The sequence below is a fragment of the Lysobacter soli genome, from assembly GCF_009755585.1.
GTDB classification, from domain to species: Bacteria; Pseudomonadota; Gammaproteobacteria; order Xanthomonadales; family Xanthomonadaceae; genus Lysobacter_J; species Lysobacter_J soli.
In genome coordinates this window covers 2,815,408-2,836,690 of record NZ_CP046603.1, presented here as the reverse complement: position 1 = coordinate 2,836,690, position 21,283 = coordinate 2,815,408, and the positions used below count along the sequence as shown (strand labels likewise).

The 21,283-nt window shown below is 68.0% G+C and carries 16 protein-coding genes; 9 read left to right on the top strand and 7 right to left on the bottom strand.

Annotated features, from left to right (window positions below):
• Nucleotides 1-492: 492 nt before the first annotated feature.
• The 3 genes from creD to GOY17_RS12940 all read left to right on the top strand — a co-directional run bounded on the left by creD (nucleotide 493) and on the right by GOY17_RS12940 (nucleotide 3,453).
• Entirely contained in the window at nucleotides 493-1,815 is a 1,323-nt protein-coding gene (creD, locus tag GOY17_RS12950) for a cell envelope integrity protein CreD (protein ID WP_157030703.1), read from the top strand.
• A 94-nt stretch (nucleotides 1,816-1,909) separates the two neighbouring features.
• Complete coding sequence (locus GOY17_RS12945; RefSeq protein ID WP_232338428.1) at nucleotides 1,910-2,539, top strand: GNAT family N-acetyltransferase; 630 nt, start codon at nucleotides 1,910-1,912, stop codon at nucleotides 2,537-2,539.
• Between the two features lie 26 nt (nucleotides 2,540-2,565).
• Nucleotides 2,566-3,453: a carbon-nitrogen hydrolase family protein gene (locus tag GOY17_RS12940; protein ID WP_157031726.1), complete on the top strand. Its 888-nt coding sequence runs from the start codon at nucleotides 2,566-2,568 to the stop codon at nucleotides 3,451-3,453.
• A gap of 691 nt (nucleotides 3,454-4,144) precedes the next feature.
• Here GOY17_RS12940 and GOY17_RS12935 read toward each other — a convergent pair.
• Together GOY17_RS12935 and GOY17_RS12930 are read right to left on the bottom strand one after the other, a co-directional pair.
• Entirely contained in the window at nucleotides 4,145-4,693 is a 549-nt protein-coding gene (locus tag GOY17_RS12935; protein ID WP_157030702.1) for a phosphatase PAP2 family protein, read from the bottom strand.
• Nucleotides 4,690-5,862 (bottom strand): glycosyltransferase family 4 protein, encoded by a 1,173-nt coding sequence (locus tag GOY17_RS12930; protein ID WP_157030701.1) that lies wholly within the window; start codon nucleotides 5,860-5,862, stop codon nucleotides 4,690-4,692. The genes GOY17_RS12935 and GOY17_RS12930 overlap by 4 nt, the downstream gene beginning before the upstream one ends.
• A gap of 231 nt (nucleotides 5,863-6,093) precedes the next feature.
• Here GOY17_RS12930 and GOY17_RS12925 point away from each other — a divergent pair, with 231 nt between their 5' ends.
• On the top strand, nucleotides 6,094-7,626 hold the full coding sequence (locus GOY17_RS12925) for an OpgD/OpgG family glucan biosynthesis protein (RefSeq protein ID WP_157030700.1): 1,533 nt from the start codon (nucleotides 6,094-6,096) through the stop codon (nucleotides 7,624-7,626).
• A 17-nt stretch (nucleotides 7,627-7,643) separates the two neighbouring features.
• The gene (gene mdoH / locus GOY17_RS12920) at nucleotides 7,644-9,557 is read left to right on the top strand and encodes a glucans biosynthesis glucosyltransferase MdoH (protein ID WP_157031725.1); all 1,914 of its coding nucleotides are present in this window, start codon (nucleotides 7,644-7,646) and stop codon (nucleotides 9,555-9,557) included.
• 303 nt (nucleotides 9,558-9,860) lie between these two features.
• Here the strand turns inward: mdoH and ppx are convergent, their stop codons facing one another.
• The 5 genes from ppx to GOY17_RS12895 form a co-directional block, all read right to left on the bottom strand.
• Nucleotides 9,861-11,390, bottom strand: a complete 1,530-nt coding sequence (gene ppx / locus GOY17_RS12915) for an exopolyphosphatase (protein WP_115842912.1) — start codon at nucleotides 11,388-11,390, stop codon at nucleotides 9,861-9,863.
• A gap of 90 nt (nucleotides 11,391-11,480) precedes the next feature.
• Nucleotides 11,481-13,577, bottom strand: a complete 2,097-nt coding sequence (gene ppk1 / locus GOY17_RS12910) for a polyphosphate kinase 1 (protein WP_157030699.1) — start codon at nucleotides 13,575-13,577, stop codon at nucleotides 11,481-11,483.
• Nucleotides 13,574-14,902, bottom strand: coding sequence for a phosphate regulon sensor histidine kinase PhoR (phoR, locus tag GOY17_RS12905; RefSeq protein ID WP_157030698.1), 1,329 nt, complete (start codon nucleotides 14,900-14,902; stop codon nucleotides 13,574-13,576). Before phoR ends, ppk1 begins: the two co-directional genes overlap by 4 nt.
• 136 nt (nucleotides 14,903-15,038) lie before the next feature.
• Nucleotides 15,039-15,746 (bottom strand): phosphate regulon transcriptional regulator PhoB, encoded by a 708-nt coding sequence (phoB, locus tag GOY17_RS12900; protein ID WP_115842915.1) that lies wholly within the window; start codon nucleotides 15,744-15,746, stop codon nucleotides 15,039-15,041.
• Nucleotides 15,747-15,850: 104 nt separating this feature from the next.
• On the bottom strand, nucleotides 15,851-17,500 hold the full coding sequence (locus GOY17_RS12895; RefSeq protein WP_157030697.1) for a M48 family metalloprotease: 1,650 nt from the start codon (nucleotides 17,498-17,500) through the stop codon (nucleotides 15,851-15,853).
• A 229-nt stretch (nucleotides 17,501-17,729) separates the two neighbouring features.
• On the opposite strand from GOY17_RS12895, the gene grxC reads away from it, so the two are divergent.
• The 4 genes from grxC to GOY17_RS12875 all read left to right on the top strand — a co-directional run bounded on the left by grxC (nucleotide 17,730) and on the right by GOY17_RS12875 (nucleotide 21,249).
• Nucleotides 17,730-18,032: a glutaredoxin 3 gene (grxC, locus tag GOY17_RS12890; protein ID WP_232338427.1), complete on the top strand. Its 303-nt coding sequence runs from the start codon at nucleotides 17,730-17,732 to the stop codon at nucleotides 18,030-18,032.
• 111 nt (nucleotides 18,033-18,143) lie between these two features.
• Nucleotides 18,144-18,542, top strand: coding sequence for a carboxymuconolactone decarboxylase family protein (locus GOY17_RS12885; protein ID WP_115842918.1), 399 nt, complete (start codon nucleotides 18,144-18,146; stop codon nucleotides 18,540-18,542).
• Nucleotides 18,543-18,724: 182 nt separating this feature from the next.
• Nucleotides 18,725-19,732, top strand: a complete 1,008-nt coding sequence (locus tag GOY17_RS12880) for an isocitrate dehydrogenase (protein WP_115842919.1) — start codon at nucleotides 18,725-18,727, stop codon at nucleotides 19,730-19,732.
• A 197-nt stretch (nucleotides 19,733-19,929) separates the two neighbouring features.
• The gene (locus GOY17_RS12875; protein WP_157030696.1) at nucleotides 19,930-21,249 is read left to right on the top strand and encodes a Na+/H+ antiporter NhaC family protein; all 1,320 of its coding nucleotides are present in this window, start codon (nucleotides 19,930-19,932) and stop codon (nucleotides 21,247-21,249) included.
• Nucleotides 21,250-21,283 lie beyond the last annotated feature (34 nt).

Genomic DNA, 21,283 nt, shown 5'->3' with positions numbered 1-21,283 from the left:
GGATCCACTTTGATCTTGCGGTTGTCGTTGTCGTTGCTCTTGCTCGTCATTCCCGCGAAGGCGGGCCGCTTCTGGGCCGCCGAATGGCGGCACCATCCATGGACTTTCCATGCGTTAGCCGTAGCCCGGCAAAGCAAAGAAGAATCACCAGCCAGGCTTCCGATCGCCTGCGGCGCTCGGGTTACTTTTCTTTGCTCGCACAAAGAAAAGTAACCCAAAGAAAGTGCGTGCAAGTCCAACCCAGTCCCGCGACCGGAAAGAGCAAGGGCGCGTTCGCGATTCGCCATCCATGGCTCAGCGCTCACCGCCGCACATCCTGTGCGGCGCCCTTTGGGGCTAGCAACGAACAGACTGTTCGACAGCAACCGCAACCGCAATCGCAGCTGGCCGCAGGTCCCCAGCCCACTTCACCCCCACTTCACCGTCCCGCCATCGTCTCCCCATGCGAGGCGCCGAAGCTCCCGACCGTTCCCCATTCCATGGAGCTGGACCATGCGGTTGTTCCTCAAGATCGGTTTCGTTGCCGCGATGACCATCGCGATCCTCATTCCCCTGCTGATGATCCGCGGCGTCATCAGCGACCGGCAGATGTACCGCGCGCAGGCGGTGGCCGACATCTCGCGCAGCTACGCCGGCGCGCAGTCGTTCGCCGGGCCGGTGCTGGTGGTGCCGTATACCGAAGAGGTCGAACTCGAGGAGGCCGACCAGTTCAACGTCGTGCGCAAGGTGCGGCGCGCGAAGACCTCGCAGTGGGTGTTCTTCCCGACCGCGCTGGACGTGCGCGGGACGCTCGTGCCCGACACGCGCAAGCGCGGGCTGCACGAGGTGCGCGTCTACGAATGGAAGGGCAAGGCCACCGCGCGCTTCAACGCGGTCATCCCGAATGAAGGCGACCCCGCGGCGCGGCAGATCGGACGGCCGTGGCTGAGCTACGGCGTCGCCGATGTGCGCGGCCTGCGCTCCACGCCGGTGCTGCGCGTGAACGCCGCCGAGCTGCCGCTGCTGGAAGGGCAGGGCGCGCGTGAAGGCTCCGGCCTGCACGTGCGGCTGGATGCCCCGCGCGCGGGGCAGACGCTGGACCTGTCGACCGAACTGGACGTCGTGCTCGGCGGCACCGAAACGCTCTCGCTGGTGCCGATGGGCCGCAAGAACCGGTTCGCGCTCGACTCGAGCTGGCAGCACCCCAGTTTCTCCGGCACCTCGCCGCGACAGGACGCCGACGCGCGCGGGTTCCGTGCCGACTGGGACATCGCATCGGTTGCGAGCAACGCACAGGGCAAGTTCCTCGCCGGCTCCTCGCTGGCCGAACTTGCGCGCGAGGAGGGCGTCAGCGTGTCGCTGATCGATCCGGTCGACATCTACACGCAGGCCGATCGTGCGACCAAGTACGGCCTGCTGTTCGTCGTGCTGACCTTTGTCGGGTTCTTCCTGTTCGAACTCATCAAGCAGTTGCCGATCCACCCGATCCAGTACGGCCTCGTCGGGCTGGCGCTGGCGATCTTCTTCCTTTTGCTGGTGAGCCTGAGCGAGCACATCCGCTTCGTCTACGCCTACCTGGCCGCCAGCGTCGCGTGCATCGGGTTGCTGGGCTTCTACCTCAGCGCCGTGCTGCGCAGCACCGCACGCGGTCTGGGCTTCGCTGCGATGCTCGCAACGCTCTATGCCGCACTGTACGGGCTGCTGGTGTCGGAGGACAACGCGCTGGTGCTCGGCGCCGGTCTGCTGTTCCTGGTCCTGGCGACCGTGATGGTGGTGACCCGCAAGGTGGACTGGTACCAGGTGGCCGGTGCGCGCCCGGCGGTGCGTCAGGCCTGAATGAGTGCGGCCGCGAAGGAAGGATCTTCGCGGCCGCCTTCGTCGTGCCCGTCTCGTCATCCTCGCCACCGCCAGGGGCCCTAACATGTATGTCATGGACGTCAAACCCGCCTTTACCGCTCGCCCTGTCGAAATCCGCTGCTTCAACGGAATGGCGATCGAACCCTGGCTGGGCCATCTGGCCGCGCTGCGCATCGCGGTGTTCCGCGACTGGCCGTACCTGTACGACGGCGACGAGGACTACGAAGCCGAATACCTGAAAACCTACCTGCGCTCGCCGCGCAGCGTCGCGGTGCTCGCCTTCGATGGCGACATGGTCGTCGGCGCGTCCACGGGTCTTCCGCTTGCGGACGAGTCGGACGAATTCACCGAACCCTTCACGCATACCTCGATCCCGATCACCGACGTGTTCTATTGCGGCGAATCGGTGCTGCTGCCGGCGTATCGCGGCAAGGGCATCGGGCACCGCTTCTTCGACGAACGCGAAGCCCATGCACGCAGTTACGGCGACTACGGCTGGACCGCCTTCTGCGCGGTAGACCGCGAGCCCTCGCACCCGCGACGTCCCGCCTTCCATCGCGGCAACGAGGCGTTCTGGAACAAGCGCGGCTACCGCCCGCGCCCCGAACTTCGCGCACGCCTGCCGTGGCGCGAGATCGGGCAGGACGGCGAAACCGACCACACCCTCACGTTCTGGCTGCGACCCCTGGAGCGCACCCGATGACCCATCCGCATGAAACTTCGGCCGCCCTGAAGGTGGCCGTGGCGAAATACTCGATCGACGCGCCGGCGGATTTCGACGCCTTCGCGCGCAAGCAGGCGCAGTGGCTGGACGAAGCGAAGGCGCTCGGCGCGCGCATCGCCGTGTTGCCGGAATACCTGTCGCTGGAACTGGCGGCGACGTTCGACACCACCATCAGCGGCGACCTTCATGCCTCCCTCGCCGCGACGCAGCGCCATCACGGTGCGTTCGTCGACCTGTTCTCGCGTCTGTCGCGCGAGCGCGCGATGCACGTGGTGGCCGGCACGTTCCTGCTCGACACCGGGCGCGGCCGCTATCGCAACCGCAGCTACGCCTTCGCTCCGGACGGCGCGCACGTCTGGCAGGACAAGCTGCGCCTGACGGGCTTCGAGAAGCGCACGGGCGTCATCGAATCGGGCGATGAACTCAAGGTCTTCGAAACCGATGGCGTGCGCAGCGCAGTGTCGGTCTGCTACGACAGCGAATTCCCGCTGCCGGTGCGCGCGCAGTGCGAGGCGGGCGCGCGACTGCTGATCGTCCCCAGCTGCACCGACACCGACGCTGGCGCCACGCGCGTGCGCGTGGGCTGCCTGGCGCGCGCGCTGGAGAACCGCTGCTTCGTCGCGCAGTCCGTCACCGCCGGCGAAGCGCCGTGGAGCCCCGCGCTCGACGTGAACACCGGCGAGGCCGCGTTGATCGCGCCCATGGACGTCGGCCTGCCGCACGACGGCATGGTCGTCCAGACGCGCGGCGACCAGCATTGGGCAGTCGCCACGCTGGATTTCGGTGCGCTGGAAGACAGCCGCGCGCACGCGCAGGTGGCGAACGACCGCGACTGGGCCGCGCAGTATTTCCCCAGCGTCGCGAGGGCGAAGGTGGTGCGGGCGGCGGCGTAGGGTGCACCGCTGCGTATGCGCTGCTGCTGCTCGCTCTTGCTCTTGCTTGGCTTTTGATCATCCAGCGACTTAAAGCGAGCCGAGCACCGCAGGGAATCAGGGGCGAAGAGTCGCCCACTGTTTGAGCGCAGCGAGTTTGGGCGACGTCCCCTGATTGCCGAGGAGCGCAGGGCACCGCCGCGTAGCGGCGGCTCGCGTCAGGAGCGAGTGGTTTTGGTTACTTTTGCCGAAACAAAAGTAACCCGCTCGTTTTCGAGCGGAAGCTTTTGCTTTTCGTATTCCCGAAGATCGCAAAGGCAAGATCAAAATGGGTTCCAGCTTTTCGCTGGAACGACGAGATGTTGTTTTCCGCGTCGGGAGTGCCCGGACGGTACGGGCCTGGATCCCGGCTTTCTCCGGGATGACGGTGAAGTTGTTCACCGCTGTGGGAGTGCCCGGACGATACGGGCCTGGATCCCGGCTTTCGCCGGGATGACGGTGAAGTTGATCACCGCTGTGGGAGTGCCCGGACGGTACGGGCCTGGGTCCCGGCTTTCGCCGGGATGACGGTCAAGTTCGTCACTGCTGTGGGAGTACCCGTACGTTGTGGGCCTGGGTCCCGGTTTCGCCAGGATGACGCGGGTGGGATCAAGGGATGTGGAACACGCGTGTGGCGCGAATTGGGATACCGACCGCGTCCATCGCGCAGCCGTCAGAACAACGTCACCCCCGGCACCACCCACAACGAAACCCCCGCCAACCCCGACCCGATCACCGTCGCGGCCAGCACGTCGCTCGGATAGTGCAGCCCCAGCACGACGCGCGAGGCCGCCACGCTCGCCGTGAACGGCACCAGCACCCACGCCAGCATCGGGTAGTGCGCCATCCCGACGATGCTGAAGGCCACCGCGTGCAGCGTGTGGCCTGACGGGAACGAGAACTCGTCCAGCGGCGCGACCCATGCGTGGATGCGGCGGTCGGAGGCGAACGGGCGCGGGCGGCGCGTCCAGCGCTTGAGCAGCTTGTAGAGCGTCAGCGCGATCACGCCCGTCGCCGCCAGATGTGCGGACGCCGCGAGGCCGTCCAGCCCGTCCACGACGATCAGCACGCCCATCAGCGCGTACCAGAACACGCCATCGCCAAGTCGGCTCACCGCTGCGAAGTACGAACGCGAACGGCCGCGTTCGCCCCAGCGGTTCGCGCGCAGGCACCAGCCGGAATCGCCGGCTGCGAAACGCTTCTGCAGGGTATGACGGTTCATGACGCCTCCCGTTCTGCCGCCGTGGCGAGGGTGCCGGCCGCGCGTTCGCGGCGCGTATCGACGAGCTGCTGGAGCAACGCGTCGAAATCGGTGCTGACCTGTTCCGGACGCAACGCGATCACCGCCTGCCGCGCCGCGTCGCGCATGGTTTCGCGCATCGCGTCGTCGGCGGCGATGCGCACGCATTGGGCGATGAAGCCGGCTTCGTCGTTCGGCGCGACCGCCGCGCCGTGCACGCCGTCGCGCAGGTATTCGCGCGCGGCGCCGTAATCGAAGGCTACCGTCGGCACGCCGCTGGCGAGCGCTTCCAGCGTGACGTTGCCGAAGGTTTCGCTCAGGCTCGGGAAGACGAACAGGTCGCCGCTCGCGAAGTGGCGTGCCAGCGCTTCGTCGCGCTGGACGCCGCAGAAGATGAAGTCGGGATTGTCGTGTTCGAGCTTCGCGCGCGCGGGGCCATCACCGATCCAGACGAAGCGCGCGTCCGGCCGCACGTTCTGGATCTGGCGGAACGCGCGCACCGCGAGATCGAGGTTCTTCTCGGCGGCAATGCGGCCGACGTAGATCGCCAGCAGCGTGCGCTCGCCGACGCCCCACTGCGCGCGCAGCGAATCGTCGCGGCGGCGCGGGTCGAACAGCCCGGTATCGACCGCGCGCGGCAGGCGCACGACGTTGCGGAAGCGGTGTGCGGCGAGGAAGTCCACCAGCTCGCGCGTCGGTACGAGCGTCGCGTCGGCGGCGTTGTGAAAGCGGCGCATCCACGCCAGCGCCGCGCCGGTGAGGAAGGGCAGGCCGTAATCGCGCATGTATTCGTCGAAGCGCGTGTGGAAGCCGCTCGCCGCGGGAATGCCCAGCCGCTGCGCCGCGCGCAGTGCCGACCAGCCGAGCGGACCTTCGGTGGCCACGTAGACCGCGTCGGGTCGCGCCTGCGTCCAGGTCTGGATCAACCGCGACGTCGCCGGCAGGCCCAGCCGCAGGCCGGGATAGCGCGGCAGCGGCGCGCCGCGCACCAACACCTCATGCACGGCCGCGCTGTCCTGCGGCGACTGGCGGGGACGTATCAGGTGGACGTCGTGTCCCCGGGCACGCAGCCCCTGTTCGAGCCCCTGCACGGTCAGGGCCACGCCGTTGACTTCCGGCGGGTAGGTTTCGCTGACGATCGCGTAGCGCATGCGCCGGTCCCCGGCCTGGGCAAGCCCGTTGCGCAATCGTGGTCGCGCGCGGTGAACCGGCGATGGCAGCGGAATGACGCGGCGATGACGCGGCATTCGAAAAACCGCGACTGAAAACGGTTACCCGTTGTGACGCGCGTGAAGGCCCGATGTCGCCGATGAGGCGGCCGCGCTCGGATTAACAATTCCCTGCCTAGAATTAACCGCTTTGACATCCCCCAAGGAGTGCGCGTGCACCGACGCGAAGTGTTGCTGGCCGGCCTGTCGTGGCCCATCTGGGAGTTGTTGGGAGGCGCTCAGGCGCGCGCATGGGCGCCGGCTGGCGCGCCGGCGGCGTTCGATGCCGACACCGTGGCGAAGATGGCCCAGGCGCTCGCCGCCAAGCCCTTCGTCCCGCAGAACAAGCAGCTGCCCGCTTCGCTGGAACGCATTGGTTACGACGAGTACCGCAGCATCCGCTTCAACCCGGCGCAGGCGCTGTGGCGCGCCGAAGGCCTGCCGTTCCAGGCGCAGTTCTTCCACCGCGGCTTCTTCTTCCGCGACCGCGTGGACATCTACCAGGTGGTCGACGGCAAGGCGACCCCGGTCGTCTACAAGCCGTCGCAGTTCACCTTCCAGGGAGTGAAGGCGCCGACGGAAACCGATCTGGGCTATGCCGGCTTCCGCCTGCATGCGCCGATCAACAAGCCTGAGTACTTCGACGAGATCGCGGCCTTCCTCGGCGCGAGCTACTTCCGCGCCGTCGCGAAGGGCCAGGCGTACGGGTTGTCGGCGCGCGGGCTGGCGCTGAAGACCGGCGGTTCGCAGGAGGAATTCCCGGTGTTCCGCGCGTTCTGGCTGGAGCGCCCGGCCAAGGGTGCGAAGCAGATCACCGTGCACGCGCTGCTCGACAGCCCCAGCGTCGCCGGCGCGTACCGCTTCACGATCACGCCCGGCGTGCAGACGGTGTTCGATGCCTCGGCGCGCCTGTTCCCGCGCGTCGCGCTGGACGAGGTCGGCATCGCGCCGCTCACGAGCATGTTCCAGTTCGATTCGAACGACCGCGTGGGCATCGACGATTACCGTCCCGCCGTGCACGACTCCGACGGCCTGGGGATGATCAACGGCCGTGGCGAGCAGATCTGGCGGCCGCTGTCGAATCCCTCGACCGTGCAGGAAAGCGGATTCGAGGACACCAACCCGCGCGGTTTCGGGCTGATGCAGCGCAAGCGCGCGTTCGCCGATTACGCCGACAGCGAAGCGCATTACGAGAAGCGCCCGAGCCTGTGGATCGAACCGCAGGGCGAGTGGGGCGAGGGCGCGGTGCACCTGTTCGAGCTGCCCACCGCGGACGAATTCCACGACAACATCGTCGCGTTCTGGCGCCCGAAGCAGCCGCTGGCCGCCGGTCGCGAGCATCGCTTCGACTACCGCATGCACTGGTGCGACCAGCACAGCTGGAAGCCGGAGCTGGCGACCGTGACGCGCACGCGCATCGGCGGGCTGACCTTCGGCGAGAACGCCGGCAAGGCGCGGCTTGTAGTGATCGATTTCGACGGCGGGCGCCTCGAGGGCCTGGGCGACAACGCCAAGGTGAAGGCCGACGTTTCCGCGTCGAAGGGCCGCATCGCCAACGTCACCGCGCATCCGAATCCCGGCGCGGGCGGCTGGCGCCTGGGCTTCGAACTCGTTCCCGGCAACGAACGCAGCATCGAACTGCGCGCGGTGCTCGGCGACGAACGCGGGCCGCTCACCGAAACCTGGCTGTACCGGTGGACGCTGTGACGGAAGTCCGCACGACGATGACCGGCCTGCCGACCGGCGACACGACGCCGTTGCTGCCGCCCGAAACGCCGCTGCCGATGCCCGTGCAGACGCTGCGCGCCGGCGCGCTGCGCAACCCGCGCCTTCCCACGACGCCCCGCGGCATGGCGATGCGGCGACTGGCCGTGATCGGCGGCGCCGCGCTGCTGACGCTGATCGCGACCTACCAGATCTGGTGGGTGCTGCGCGGTGGCGGCATCGACGTGCTCGAAGGCATCCTGCTCGTGCTCTTCGTCGGCCTGTTCGCGTGGATCGCGCAGGCCTTCGTGGGCGCGCTCGCCGGCTTCGTGCTGATCGTCGGCGGGCATCGCGCGCGGCTCGGGCTGCGGTCGGACAACCCGTTGCCCGAGCTGTCGACGCGTACCGCGTTGCTGATGCCGACCTACAACGAGGATCCCGAGCGCCTGCTCGCGGGCCTGCAGGCGATCCATGAGTCGCTGCAGGCAACCGGTCGCATGGACCGCTTCGACTTCTTCGTGCTCAGCGACACGACGAAACCGGCGATCCAGGCGCACGAGGAGCGCGCGTTCCGCGCGCTGCGCGATCGCATCGGCGACCACGCGCAACTGTTCTACCGGCATCGCACGGACAATCGCGAACGCAAGGCCGGCAACGTCGCCGAATGGGTGCGTCGATTCGGCGGCGCATATCCGCAGATGCTGATCCTGGATGCCGACAGCCTGATGACGGGCGACACCATCGTGCGCCTCGTCGGCGCGATGGAGCGCAACCCCGACGTCGCGCTGGTGCAGACGCTGCCGATGATCGTCAACGGCAACACGATGTTCGCGCGCATGCAGCAGTTCGCCGGACGCGTGTACGGGCCGGTGATCGCGCACGGCATCGCGTGGTGGCACGGCGCCGAAAGCAATTACTGGGGCCACAACGCGATCATCCGCACCCGCGCGTTCGCCGAGGAAGGCGGCCTGCCGGAGTTGCGCGGTCCCCGGCCGTTCCGCGGTACGGTGCTGAGCCACGATTTCGTCGAAGCCGCGTTGATGCGCCGCGGCGGATGGGCGCTGCACATGGTGCCGAACCTGGGCGGCAGCTACGAGGAAGGCCCGCCGTCGCTCACCGACATGCTCGTGCGCGACCGCCGCTGGTGCCAGGGCAACCTGCAGCACGGCGCGGTGCTGCCGGCGAAGGGTTTGCACTGGGTCAGCCGCTGGCACCTGATGATGGGCATCGGCCATTACTTCACGTCGCCCATGTGGGCGATGCTGATGCTGGTCGGCCTGGCGATTCCGCTGGTCAACGCCGGACTGGGCACGGCGGCATTCACGCTGCCGGGCTTCTCGCCGTCGGCGTACTGGCGCGAGCAGGATCCGGAACGCTTCCTGTGGGTCTTCATCCTGACCATGTCGGTGCTGCTGGCGCCGAAGTTCATGGGATGGCTGACGCTGTTCTTCGACCGCGAAACACGACGCGGCTGCGGCGGCATCGTGCGTTCGTTCCTGAGCATGCTGCTGGAAACGCTGCTGGCCGCACTGATGGCGCCAGTGACGATGTACGTGCAGTCGCGCGGCGTCGCCGAAGTGCTGGCGGGCAAGGATTCGGGCTGGGATGCGCAGCGTCGCGACGACGGTACGCTGCCGCTGTCGGGGCTGGTGCGCAGCTACGGCGGCGTGACGTTGCTCGGCGTGGTCGCGGGCGTGGTGGCGTATTTGATCTCGCCGTCGCTCGCGGCGTGGATGGCGCCGGTGATCCTGGGTTTGCTGCTGTCGATCCCGATCGTGGCGTTCACGTCGGCACGCGGGCCCGGACTGTTCCTGCGCAAGCTGAAGATCTTCTCGATCCCCGAAGAACACACGCCGCCCGCCGTGCTGGTGCGCGCGGCGGAACTGCGCGCGCAGGTGGCCGAGCACGTGGAGCCGCCGGAGCCGCATTTGTAGGGCGCGCGCGCGTCCCGCTCTTGCTCGTCATTCCCGCGAAGGCGGGAATCCAGGGGCGTTACATGCTTCGCCTGCGAGTCGTCCGGTTCGGCAGCGCACGTATCGGGTGAACTGAGGCGTGGTGGGTAGAGCGGGAAAAGTCCCTGGATTCCCGCCTTCGCGGGAATGACGGCGATGTTGTTCGCCGCATGGAGAGCGCCGATCGCTACGGGCCTGGGTCCCGGCTTTCGCCGGGATGACGGTGATGGGCGTATCGCCGGAAGTGGACACTACAGGCCGCATCCCGGCTCACGGGATTCCGCCTCAAACAAACTCCAGCTTCAACGCGATCCCCAGACCCGCGATGTCCTCCGGCTCGCCTTCCAGGTCGGCGCGCACCAGCGGGCGCGCGTCGAGCCAGCGGCGCGAGACGCACACGGTCAGCGTGTTGCCTTCGGCTTTCGCGTCCAGCTGCGGGATCGGGTCGCCTTCGTGCGCGCGATGCAGCAGCACCGCCAGGCGCAGCAGCGCGGCCAGGCGTCGCGCCGACGTCAGCAACCGGTCGGGCAATGCATCGAATGCGGACTTCGGGATGCTGCGGCGGTGCGTTCGCACCAGCGCGGCGAGGAACTGCTGCTGCTGGCGCGAGAAGCCCGCGATGTCGGAGTGCTCGACGATGTAGGCGCCGTGCACGTGGTACTGGCTGTGCGCGATGGCCAGGCCGAGTTCGTGGAGGCGCGCGGCGCGCTGCAGCATGAGGCTGTCGTCGGCATCCAGCGACCATGCCTGCGCGACCTGTTCGAACAACCGCAGCGCGGTGCCGACCACGCGCTGCGCCTGGCCATCGTCGATGCCGTAGCGCTGCATCAGCGCGGCGACGGATGCATCGCGCGGATCGTCCGCGCCGCCGCGGCCGAGCATGTCGTACAGCACGCCTTCGCGCATCGCCGCCTTGCTCACGGCCATGCGCTTGAGGCCGAGCGCATCGAACGCCGCCTCCAGGATCAGCACGCCGCCGGCGATCACCGGGCGGCGGTCCGACGACAGGCCCGGCAGATCGATGGCCTCGATGCGATCGGCTTGCAGCAGGCGGTCGCGCAGCACGGGCAGGGCTTCGGCGGTCACCGCACCCTTGGTGAGCTTCATCGCCGCGCAGATGTCGCCGATGGCCTTGTTCGTGCCGGACGCGCCAAGCGCTTCGTTCCAGCCCAACGCGCGATACGTGCCGGCGAACTGCTGGAATTCCGCGGTGACTTCGGTCAGCGCCTCCTTCCATTTCTTGCGCGAGAGCTTGCCGTTCTCGAAGAAGCGGCGCGTGGTCGCGATGCAGCCCAGCTGCAGGCTTTCGCGTTCGATTGCCTCGAACCCCGAGCCGATGATGCATTCGGTGGAACCGCCGCCGATGTCGATCACCAGGCGCAGCTCGCCCGGGCGCGCGGGCTGCGCGTGCGCGACGCCAAGGTAGATCAGGCGCGCCTCCTCGCGGCCGGCGACGACTTCGATCGCGTGGCCCAGCGCGGTTTCGGCCGGCATCAGGAACGCCTGCGGCACGGCGAGGCGGCGCACGGTGTTGGTCGCGATGGCGCGCACGCGCTGCGGCGGGATGTCGCGGATACGCTGGCCGAACCGCGCCAGGCATTCGAGCGCGCGCTGGCGCACTTCAGGCGACAGGCCGCCCTTGCGGTCCAGGCCTTCGGCCATGCGGACGGTTTCGCGCAGGCGGTCGACGATGCGCAGCTGGCCGAGCACATAACGCGCCACGACCATGTGGAAGCTGTTGGAACCAAGGTCGACGGCGGCCAGGAGGTCGCCATCGACGAGCGGCAGTTTGCTGGTGGGGAAGGCGTCGCTCATCCGCACATGATCCCCGGTCGGCCCCGCGCCCGTAAATGGGGACGGTGTCCACGCCCTGCCTTCACGCGCCACGCCATGGCCGCGCCCGCGTTACGCGCCGACGTTGGCGAGCAACGAAAGCTGTGCCGAGTGCGGCGCATCGCCGGGTGCGGGCGTCAGTCGCACGTAGCTGCCGTCGGACTGCAGCGTCCATGCGCTGCAGTTGTCGGCGAGGTAGTTCGCCAGCGCTTCCTCGTACACGCGCTGCGCCAGTTCCGGCGCGAGGATCGGGAAGCCGGTTTCGATGCGACGGAGCAGGTTGCGTTCGAGCCAGTCGGCGCTGGAGCAGAACAGGTCCGGATCGCCGTCGTTGGCGAACCAGTACACGCGATGGTGTTCGAGGAAGCGTCCGACGATCGAACGCACGCGGATGTTCTCGGAAATGCCTGGAAGCCCCGGGCGCAGCGTGCACGCGCCGCGCACGATGAGGTCGACCTGCACGCCGGCCTGCGATGCCATGTACAGCGCACGCACGACCTGCGGCTCGTTGAGGGCGTTCATCTTGGCGATGATGCGCGCGGGCTTGCCGGCCTTCGCGTGGCGCGTTTCGCGGTCGATGCGCTTGAGCACGCCCGCGTGCAGCGTGAAGGGCGACTGCAGCAGGCGCTTGAGCTTGATCGTCGGCGCCAGGCCCGACAGCTGCTGGAAGATCAGGTGCACGTCATTGCCGATGTCCGCATCGGCGGTGAACAGCCCGAAGTCGGTGTAAACGCGCGCGGTGCCGCTGTGGTAGTTGCCCGTGCCCAGGTGCACGTAGCGACGCAGCTTGCGGCCTTCGCGACGCACGATGAGCATCATCTTCGCGTGCGTCTTGTAGCCAACGACGCCGTACACGACCTGCACGCCCGCGTCCTGCAGGCGGTCGGCGAGGCCGAGGTTGGCCTCCTCGTCGAAACGCGCGCGCAGTTCGACCACGACGGTGACGTCCTTGCCGTTGCGCGCGGCCTGCACGAGGCTGTCGACGATCGGGGATTCCTTGCCCGTGCGGTACAGCGTCTGCTTGATCGCCAGCACGTTCGGGTCTTCGGACGCCTGCTTGAGCAGCTCCAGCACCGGCGTGAACGCGTCGAAGGGATGGTGCAGCAGCACGTCGCCTTCGGCGATCTTGTCGAACATCGCCTCCACACCCGACAGCTGGCGCGGCTGGAAGGGCACGAACTTCAGGTCCGGGCGCTGCACCAGGTCGTAGACCTGGATGACGCGGTTGAGGTTGACCGGCCCGTTGATGCGGTACACCGCGTTTTCGGTGAGGTCGAAATTCTCCAGCAGCGTGCGCACGATGTCGTCGGGACACTGCTCGGCGATCTCCAGCCGAACCGCGCGCAGGTAGCCGCGGCCGACGAGTTCATCACGCAGCGCGAGCGCGAGGTTCTCGACTTCGTCCTCGTCGACGATGAGTTCGGAATTGCGCGTGACGCGGAACTGGTACGCGCCCTTCACCTGCATGCCGGGGAAGAGCTCGTCGACGAACGCCGAGAGCACCGCGGAGAGGAACACGAAGTCGTGCTTGCCGCCGGAGACGTCTTCGGGAATCTGGATGATGCGCGGCAGCGAGCGCGGCGCGCGCACGATGGCCAGGTGCCCCTCGCGGCCAAACGCGTCCTTGCCCTTGAGCACCACGACGATGTTCAGCGACTTGTTGAGGATCTTCGGGAACGGATGCGCCGGATCGAGCCCCAGCGGCGACAGCACCGGCATGATCTCGTCGCGGAAATACTCGCGCAGCCACTGCGTCTGCTGCTCGCTCCAGCCGTCGCGATGCATCACGCGCACGCCGGCGTCGTCGAGCGCGGGCCGCAGCACGTCGTTCCAGCATTCGTACTGCGAGCGCACCAGATCCGCGGCGCGCTCGTGGATGTGCGCGAGCACCGTGGCCGGCGCGAGCCCGTCCGGGCCTGGCGGCACGCCCAGGTCCTGCGCGTGGCGCAGCGTGCCGGCGCGGATCTCGAAGAATTCGTCGAGGTTGGTGCAGGAGATGCACAGGTAGCGCAGCCGTTCGAGCAGCGGCACCTGCGGATCCTGCGCCTGCGCGAGCACGCGGAAGTTGAAATCCAGCGCCGACAGTTCGCGGTTGAAGTACAGCTCGCTGTCGCGCAGCGGATCGGTGTCGACCACCGTGGTGGCGGTGTCGAATGCGGCGGCGTTCATGGCAAAGCCTCGGAAAGCGCGAACTCGTCGCGCGGGCGCACGCGGTCGGCGCCGAAATGGCAGGAGAACGTGCTGCCGCGACCGACTTCGCTGGTGATCTCCAGCCGCGCCTGGTGCAGGTTCAGCACGTGCTTGACGATGGAAAGCCCGAGCCCCGTGCCGCCGCTCTCGCGCGAGCGGCTGGTGGAGACGCGGTAGAAACGCTCGGTGATGCGCGGCAGGTGCGCGGCGGGAATGCCGTAGCCGCTGTCGATCACTTCCAGCACGGCGCCCTTGTCTTCGCGACGGAAACGGACGCGGATCGTGCCGCCGGCCGGCGTGTAGCGCACGGCATTGCTGACGAGGTTGGAGAACGCGCTGTGCAGTTCCTTGTTCGAGCCCCACAGATCCACGCCGGCGGTGTCTTCTACGATGACCTCGTGGCGGCCTTGGCTCAACGCGTTGGCCTCGCGGCGCAGCGTGGCGATCATCGGCGCCATCGCGACGGTTTCCTCGGCCGGCAGGCTGTCCTGCGATTCCAGGCGCGACAGCATCAGCAGGTCTTCGACCAGCTGCGTCATGCGCTGGGACTGGCGCTGCATCTCGGCGAGCATCGGCGCCCAGTCCGGATGTTCCTCCGGATCGAGCATGTCGAGGTAGCCGTGCACCACCGTCAACGGCGTGCGCAGCTCGTGCGACACGTTGGCGACGAAGTCGCGGCGCATCTGCTCCAGCTGCAGCAGGCGACTGACGTCGCGCGCGACCAGCATCCACAGGTCATCGGAGTAGGGAATCAGACGCAGGCTGAGCGTGACGGCCGGGTTCCACGGCGAAGCGATTTCCAGCGTCTCGGCGTTGCGTCCGGAAGCGAGCCAGTGCGACAGCTGCAGCGGTTGCAGGCGCTGCGCGAGCGGGGCGCCGATGTCGCGCGGATAGCGCAGCTGCAGCAGGCTGTTGGCCGAATGGTTGAACCACTGGATGCGCTGGCTGTTGCGTTCCACCACGACGATGGCGTCGGGCATCGCCGCGGCGGCGGCGCGGTAGGCGCGCAGCATCTCGATGAGGCGCTTCTTGCGCGCGCGCATTTCGGACTGGCTGCGGTGGAGCAGGCGATCGAGCTCGTTCCAGATGCCGTCGCCCAGCGGGGGTTTCAGTCGCTGCCGTGCGGTGAGCCGCAGCAGCACGTTGCGAAGGCGCCAGTAGTGCCACGCGACCACGCCCAGCGCGGCGAAGGTGATGACCGGCCACGGATAACCGATCGCCAGCCCCAGCACCGCCGCGCCCACCAGGATCAGGGCGAGCTGGCCAAGGGTACGCAGCCAGGCGGAATGGGATCGGGGCGGCATGGGATGGGCGATGGGTGAGTGGCGATTCGTGATTCGGTGGACGGACGTGTCCGATCGGCTACTGCCCGGATGGTAGCCGCAGGCTTGCTGCGGTATTGCGAATCACGACTCAGCCGTCACGCATCACGGCCATCCCTCACGCTTCGACCGACGCGGAGAACCGGTAGCCCGCGCCCCGCACCGTCTGCACCATGCCGTCGAGCTGGTGCGGTTCCAGCGTCTTGCGCAGGCGGCGGATGTGCACGTCGACCGTGCGTTCCTCCACGTACACGCTGCCGCCCCAGACGTGGTCCAGCAGCTGCGTGCGGGTGTACACGCGCTCCGGATGCGTCATGAAGAAATGCAGCAGGCGGTATTCGGTGGGACCGATCTGCACCGGCTGGTCGCCTTCGGCGGCATGGGCGAACACGCGGTGCGCGGCGCCGTCGATGCGCAACGGACCGACGGCGACGCTGCCGTCCTCGTCGTCCTCGCGCGAGCGGCGCAGCACGGCGCGGATGCGGGCCAGCAGTTCGCGGGCGGAGAAGGGCTTGACGACGTAATCGTCGACGCCGGCTTCCAGCCCGCCGACGCGGTCGTTTTCCTCGCCGCGGGCGGTCAGCATGATGATCGGGACTTCGCGCGTCAGCTGGTCCTTGCGCCAGCGGCGGGCGAGGTCCAGGCCGCTGGTGCCGGGCAGCATCCAGTCCAGCAGGATGAGGTCGGGGACGCGGTCGGCGATCGCGGCCTGCGCTTCGCGCGCGTCGCCGGCATGGACCGGCTCGTACTCGCCCTTGCGCAGGGCAAAGGACACCATGTCGCGGATGGCGGGTTCGTCTTCGACGATCAGGATGCGCTTCTGCACGCGGTCACCGGGGAGCGGGAGGGGGCTTTGGCAAGCCGCCTCAGTACACTACCGTTTTATGACGGGCCCATGACACGGTCATCCGGGCCTTCTGCGGCAAAGGGTTACTTGCGTCGCAGATCCTCGTCGCGGATGCCCTGGCGCTTCAGTTCGAGCACCGTCGGGGTGATCGCGGCGATCCGCGCCTCGATCCGCGCGCGGGCGTAATAGTCCAGATCCGAACGCCGCTTGAGCGTGTTGAGCTGCACCAGCGCCTGTTCCGGGCGGCCGTTCAGATAGGCGGCTTCGGCATAGGCTTCGCCGGCTCGGACCGGATCGCCGGCCATGTCGCAGGCGCGGGCGAACACGCTCTGGAACTGCGCGTCGTTGGCCGACACACCCAACAGCGGCCGCAGGATTTCCTGCGCGCGGCGGCCGGCCTGCGCGTTGCCGCGCTCGGCAAGCACGTCCGCGTAGCTGAGCACGACGGGGCGGCTGTGCGGCGTCTGGCGCAGCAGCGTCTCGAAACGCGCATCGGCCGAGGCCGCCTTGCCGCTCTTGGACTCCGCTTCGGCCAGCGCGAGGGTGAGCCAGACGTCGCCCGGATTCTTCTGCAGCAGCGCGTTCAGTGCAGTCGCCGCCGCGGCCGGCTGGTTCGCGCGCAACTGCGCGTAGGCCAGGCCGTAGCGCTGCGCATCGGTGCGTTTGGCCGGGTCGCCCATCCGCTCGTATTCGCGGATCGCGTCGCCCGGCGTGTTGGCGCTCAGCACGCGAAGGCGTTCGCGCGCGTAATCGAAACGACCGGTGCCGCCGACGCCGAACGCGGTGCCGAGGTTGGCCTGCAGTGTGGGCGGCAACAGCGGATTGACCGCCCCGTCGGTGGGGAATTGCGGCCGCGGGGCGCTTTCTTCCTCGCACTGTGCCGGGCCGTCCGGATCGCGCACGCAGACCTGGCTGCTGCCGCGTTCGCGACGGATGCGCGCGGCGCGATCCTTCGCCTCGGTGATGCGCGTGATGGTGACCGGGTGCGTCATCAGCCAGTCCGGCGATTCGCCCCAGTAATTGGCCCCGTTGCTGCGCGAGCGGGCCTGCATGATGGTGAAGAAGTCCGCCATCGCCTCCGGGTCGTAGTCGCTGCGCGCGAGCGTCTGGATGCCCAGCCGGTCGGCTTCGGATTCGTTGGCGCGCGTGTAGTTGATCTGGCGCTGCTGCATCAGGCCCATCGCGCCGGCCATGGCCGCCTGCGCGGCGTCGTCGGACGAATTGCCGCCCGCGGCCTGGGCCGCGACGATCGCGCCCAGCATCGCCAGCAGCAGCGGCAGCTGGTCGCGCTGCGCGCGTTCGGCGCCACGGAGCACGTGTTGCTGGGTGACGTGCGCGATTTCGTGCGACAGCACGCCGGCGACCTCGTCCTCCTTGTCGGCGGCGAGGATCAGGCCGGAATTCACGCCGATGTAACCGCCAAGCGTGGCGAAGGCGTTGATCTGCCGCTCGCGCAGCATGAAGAAGGTGAACGGCTGCTTGGGCTGGTCGCTGTTGGCGGCCAGGCGGGTGCCGAGCGTGTCGAGCCAGCTGTCGATGAGCGGGTCTTCGAGCAGGTAGTCGTAGTGGCGCAGCTGCGCCAGCATCATCGCGCCGTATTCCTGCTGCTGCCGCGGGCTCAGCAGTTCGCCGGCGGACGAGCCGATATCGGGCAGTCGCGATTCCTGCGCCGGCGCGCACAGGCTCGCAACGGCGATGGTCAGGGCGGCAACGGGCAGGACGATGCGACGCAAATGAGGCTCCCTCTGGACCGGCGATCCACCGGGCGGCGGTCGCTCCGCAGGATGCGGGGCGCCCGTGGGGCCGGGATGAACGGGTCCGTTACAGACGACGGTAATCCTTTCACATGGCTGTCGGGATGCACCATCGCGCGTGGTGTGTTCCACGCGCGGGGTGGAAATGGCCGCAAGCCAAGCCCATATTCGACCACAGCCCCATCCGCGAGTTCATCGGAGAACCGTTTTGACCAGTTCCAACGTTGCGCCCGGCGCCGACCCGGCTGCCAAGGGCCCGGAAATCGTCATCTACACCACGCTGATCTGCCCCTATTGCGTGGCCGCGAAGAACTTCCTGAAGAGCAAGGGCCAGTCGTGGACGGAGATCCGGATCGACCTGGACCCGGCGCAGCGCGAGATCATGATGGCGCGCGCCCGCCGCACGAGCGTGCCGCAGATTTTCATCGGCGAGACCCACGTGGGCGGCTACGACGACATGATCGCCCTGCACCGCGCCGGCGGCCTGGAGCCGCTGCTGTCGCCGCAGTAAGGCGTTCTGGCCCATCGGCCGCATGAAGTTCCCGGCCACGGCGCGAGACGATGTCTGGCGACCGTGGCCGGTTCGTTACAGACTTCTCCCATCCTTTCGCCCGGAACCTCCATGAGCAACGAAACCCCCGACAGCGGCGACCGCGTCGCCGAATTCACCGCGTTCCGCAAGCGCATGAACGAGCGGATCCTCGCCGAGCCGAACCAGGTCGTGCGGCGCTTCTTCGCGCTGGACACGCAGACCTACCAGGCCGGCGCGCTGGACGTGAAGACCAAGGAACTGCTGGGCCTGGTTGCGTCGCTCGTGCTGCGCTGCGACGACTGCATCAGCTACCACGTCGCCCAGTGCAAGGAAGCCGGCGTGAACCGTGACGAGATGTTCGAGACGTTCTCGGTGGGCCTGGTCGTCGGCGGTTCGATCGTGATTCCGCACCTGCGCCGCGCGGTGGACTTCCTGGATCGCCTCGAACAGGGCGAGGCGGCCACGCCGGCCGGTCACGACCACGGCTGAACGCGGTTCGGCGTCCGCAAGAGCCCGCTCCGGCGGGCTTTTGCCGTGTGGGGCGCGTCGCCGGGACTTTGGTCGCATCCTTCACGCCTGCAGGGGCGGGCGGCTTCCGGCATAATTCCGGGGCTCACCATCCGGCGCCGTACTTCCTCGTCGCGCGCCCATAAGTCGGAAGAACCCCCCAAATGACGCAGACGATTACGGTCATCCGTGGCGACGGCATCGGCCCGGAAATCATGGACGCCACCTTGCACGTGCTCGACTCGATGAACCTCGGGTTGCAGTACGAATTCGCCGATGCCGGCCTGGTCGCGCTGGAAAAGCACGGCGAACTGCTGCCGCAGGCGACGCTCGATTCCATCCGCAAGAACCGCATCGCGCTGAAGTCGCCGCTGACCACGCCGGTCGGCGAGGGCTTCAGCTCCATCAACGTCGAACTGCGCAAGCGCTTCGATCTGTACGCCAATGTGCGTCCGGCCAAGTCGTTCCCGAATACCAAGTCGCGCTTCGCCGACGGCGTGGACCTGATCACCGTTCGCGAGAACACCGAAGGCGCGTACATCGGCGAAGGCCAGACGCTGTCGGAAGACGGCGAAACCGCGCTGCTGACGCAGAAGGTCACGCGTCGCGGTTCCGAGCGCATCGTGCGCTACGCCTTCGAGCTGGCCCGCAAGACCGGCCGCAAGAAGGTCACCGTCGTGCACAAGGCGAACATCCTGAAGTCGACGTCGGGCCTGTTCCTCAAGACCGCGCGTGCGGTCGCCGCCGAATATCCGGACATCGAGTGCAACGAGATGATCGTGGACAACACCTGCATGCAGCTGGTGATGCGTCCGGAGCAGTTCGACATCATCGTCACCACCAACCTGTTCGGCGACATCATTTCCGACCTCTGCGCCGGCCTCGTCGGCGGCCTGGGCCTGGCGCCGGGCGCGAACATCGGCACCGATGCGGCGATCTTCGAAGCCGTGCACGGCACCGCGCCGGACATCGCGGGGCAGGGCAAGGCCAATCCGTGCGCGCTGCTGCTCGGCGCGGCGCAGATGCTCGATCACCTGGGCGAATGCGAGAAGGCCGAGCGCCTGCGCGCGGCGATCATCGCCACGCTGGAAGCCAAGGATTCGCTGACCCCGGACCTGGGCGGCACCGGCAACACGATGTCGTTCGCGAAGGCGATCGCCGGCCGCATCTGATCGCGGATCGCACCGACACGCTGTACCTCGACAGGGCGCCTCCGGGCGCCCTGTCGCGTTTCGGGGCGCGACACGCCGTTTTGCCGCGCCGGCGACTTGTCCCCGCGCATGCTCCGCCTGTGTTCCGCCGGTGATCTCGACACCGGCGCCCTCCGGCCTCAGAATGCGCCGCCTTTTCGCTCCATTCGGATAGAGAGATGAATGAACCCGTCCGGCCGAGCGCCCTCGCGCTCACGCCGCTGCTGGTGTTCCTGGCGCTGTTCTTCGGCGCCGGCCTGTACTTCACCAGCCATGGCGAGACCATGGGCTTCTACCAGCTGCGCGCGCCGGTGGCGATCCTGCCCGCGCTGGGTCTGGCGGCGTTCATCGCGTGGCGCCGCGGCCTGAAACCGCTGGAGACGCTGCTTGGCGGCATGGGCGACCACAACGTCGTGCTGATGTGCCTGATCTTCCTGCTGGCCGGTGGCTTCGTGGAAGTCTCCAAGGCGATCGGCGCCGTGGACGCAATCGTCGCGCTCGGCATCGGCCACCTGCATCCGGCGCTGCTGCTGCCGGGGCTGTTCGTCGTGGCGGGTTTCATCTCGCTGTCGCTGGGCACCTCGATGGGCACGATCGCCGCGGTGGCGCCGATCGCGCTGGGCGTGTCGGACGCGTCCGGCCTGGATCGCGCGCTGGTGCTCGGTGCCGTGATCGGCGGTGCAACCTTCGGCGACAACCTGTCGGTGATCTCCGACACCGCGATCGTCGCCAGCCGCACGCAGGGCTGCACGATGCGCGAGAAATTCCGCGAGAACCTGAAGCTCGCGCTGCCGGCGGCGCTGCTGACCGTGGTAGTGCTGGGCTTCATCGGCGAGACAGCGCCGGTGCAGACGCTCGAACCCGTGTCGCCGTGGCTGATCGTGCCGTACGTGATCGTGCTGGGCCTCGCCATGGCTGGCGTCGACGTGATCATCGTGCTGAGCCTTGGACTGGTGATCGCTGGACTGTTCGGCGCGTTCTTCACCGACGAATTCGGTGTGGCTGCCTACGCGACGCACATCTGGGAAGGCTTCGAGAGCATGGTGGAAATCATCCTGCTGTCGCTGCTCGTCGGCGGCCTAGGCGCACTGATGAAGGCGACCGGCGGACTGGCGTGGCTGGCGCAGTCGATCGGCCGCTTCGCACGCGGCCATCGCAGCCGTCGCGCCGGCGAGGTGAGCATCGCGGCGCTGTCCGCGACGACGGATGTGTTCACCGCGAACAACACGGTCGCGATCCTCATCAGCGGCGGGCTGGCGCGCGACATCGCGCAACAGCACGGCGTGCCGCCGGCGCGCGCGGCGAGCGTGCTCGACATCTTCGCCTGCGTCACGCAGGGCGTGCTGCCTTACGGCGCGCAGATCCTGCTGGCGGCGTCGCTCGGAACGGTCTCGCCGCTGGCGCTGGCCGGGCATGTGCATTACAGCTGGCTGCTGGGCGCGATCACCATTGCCGCGATGCTGTGGCCATCGCGGAAGACCGCGCCGCAGGTGGCATGAAGCGGGCAGAAAAGGGAAAGGGCGCGGATTTCTC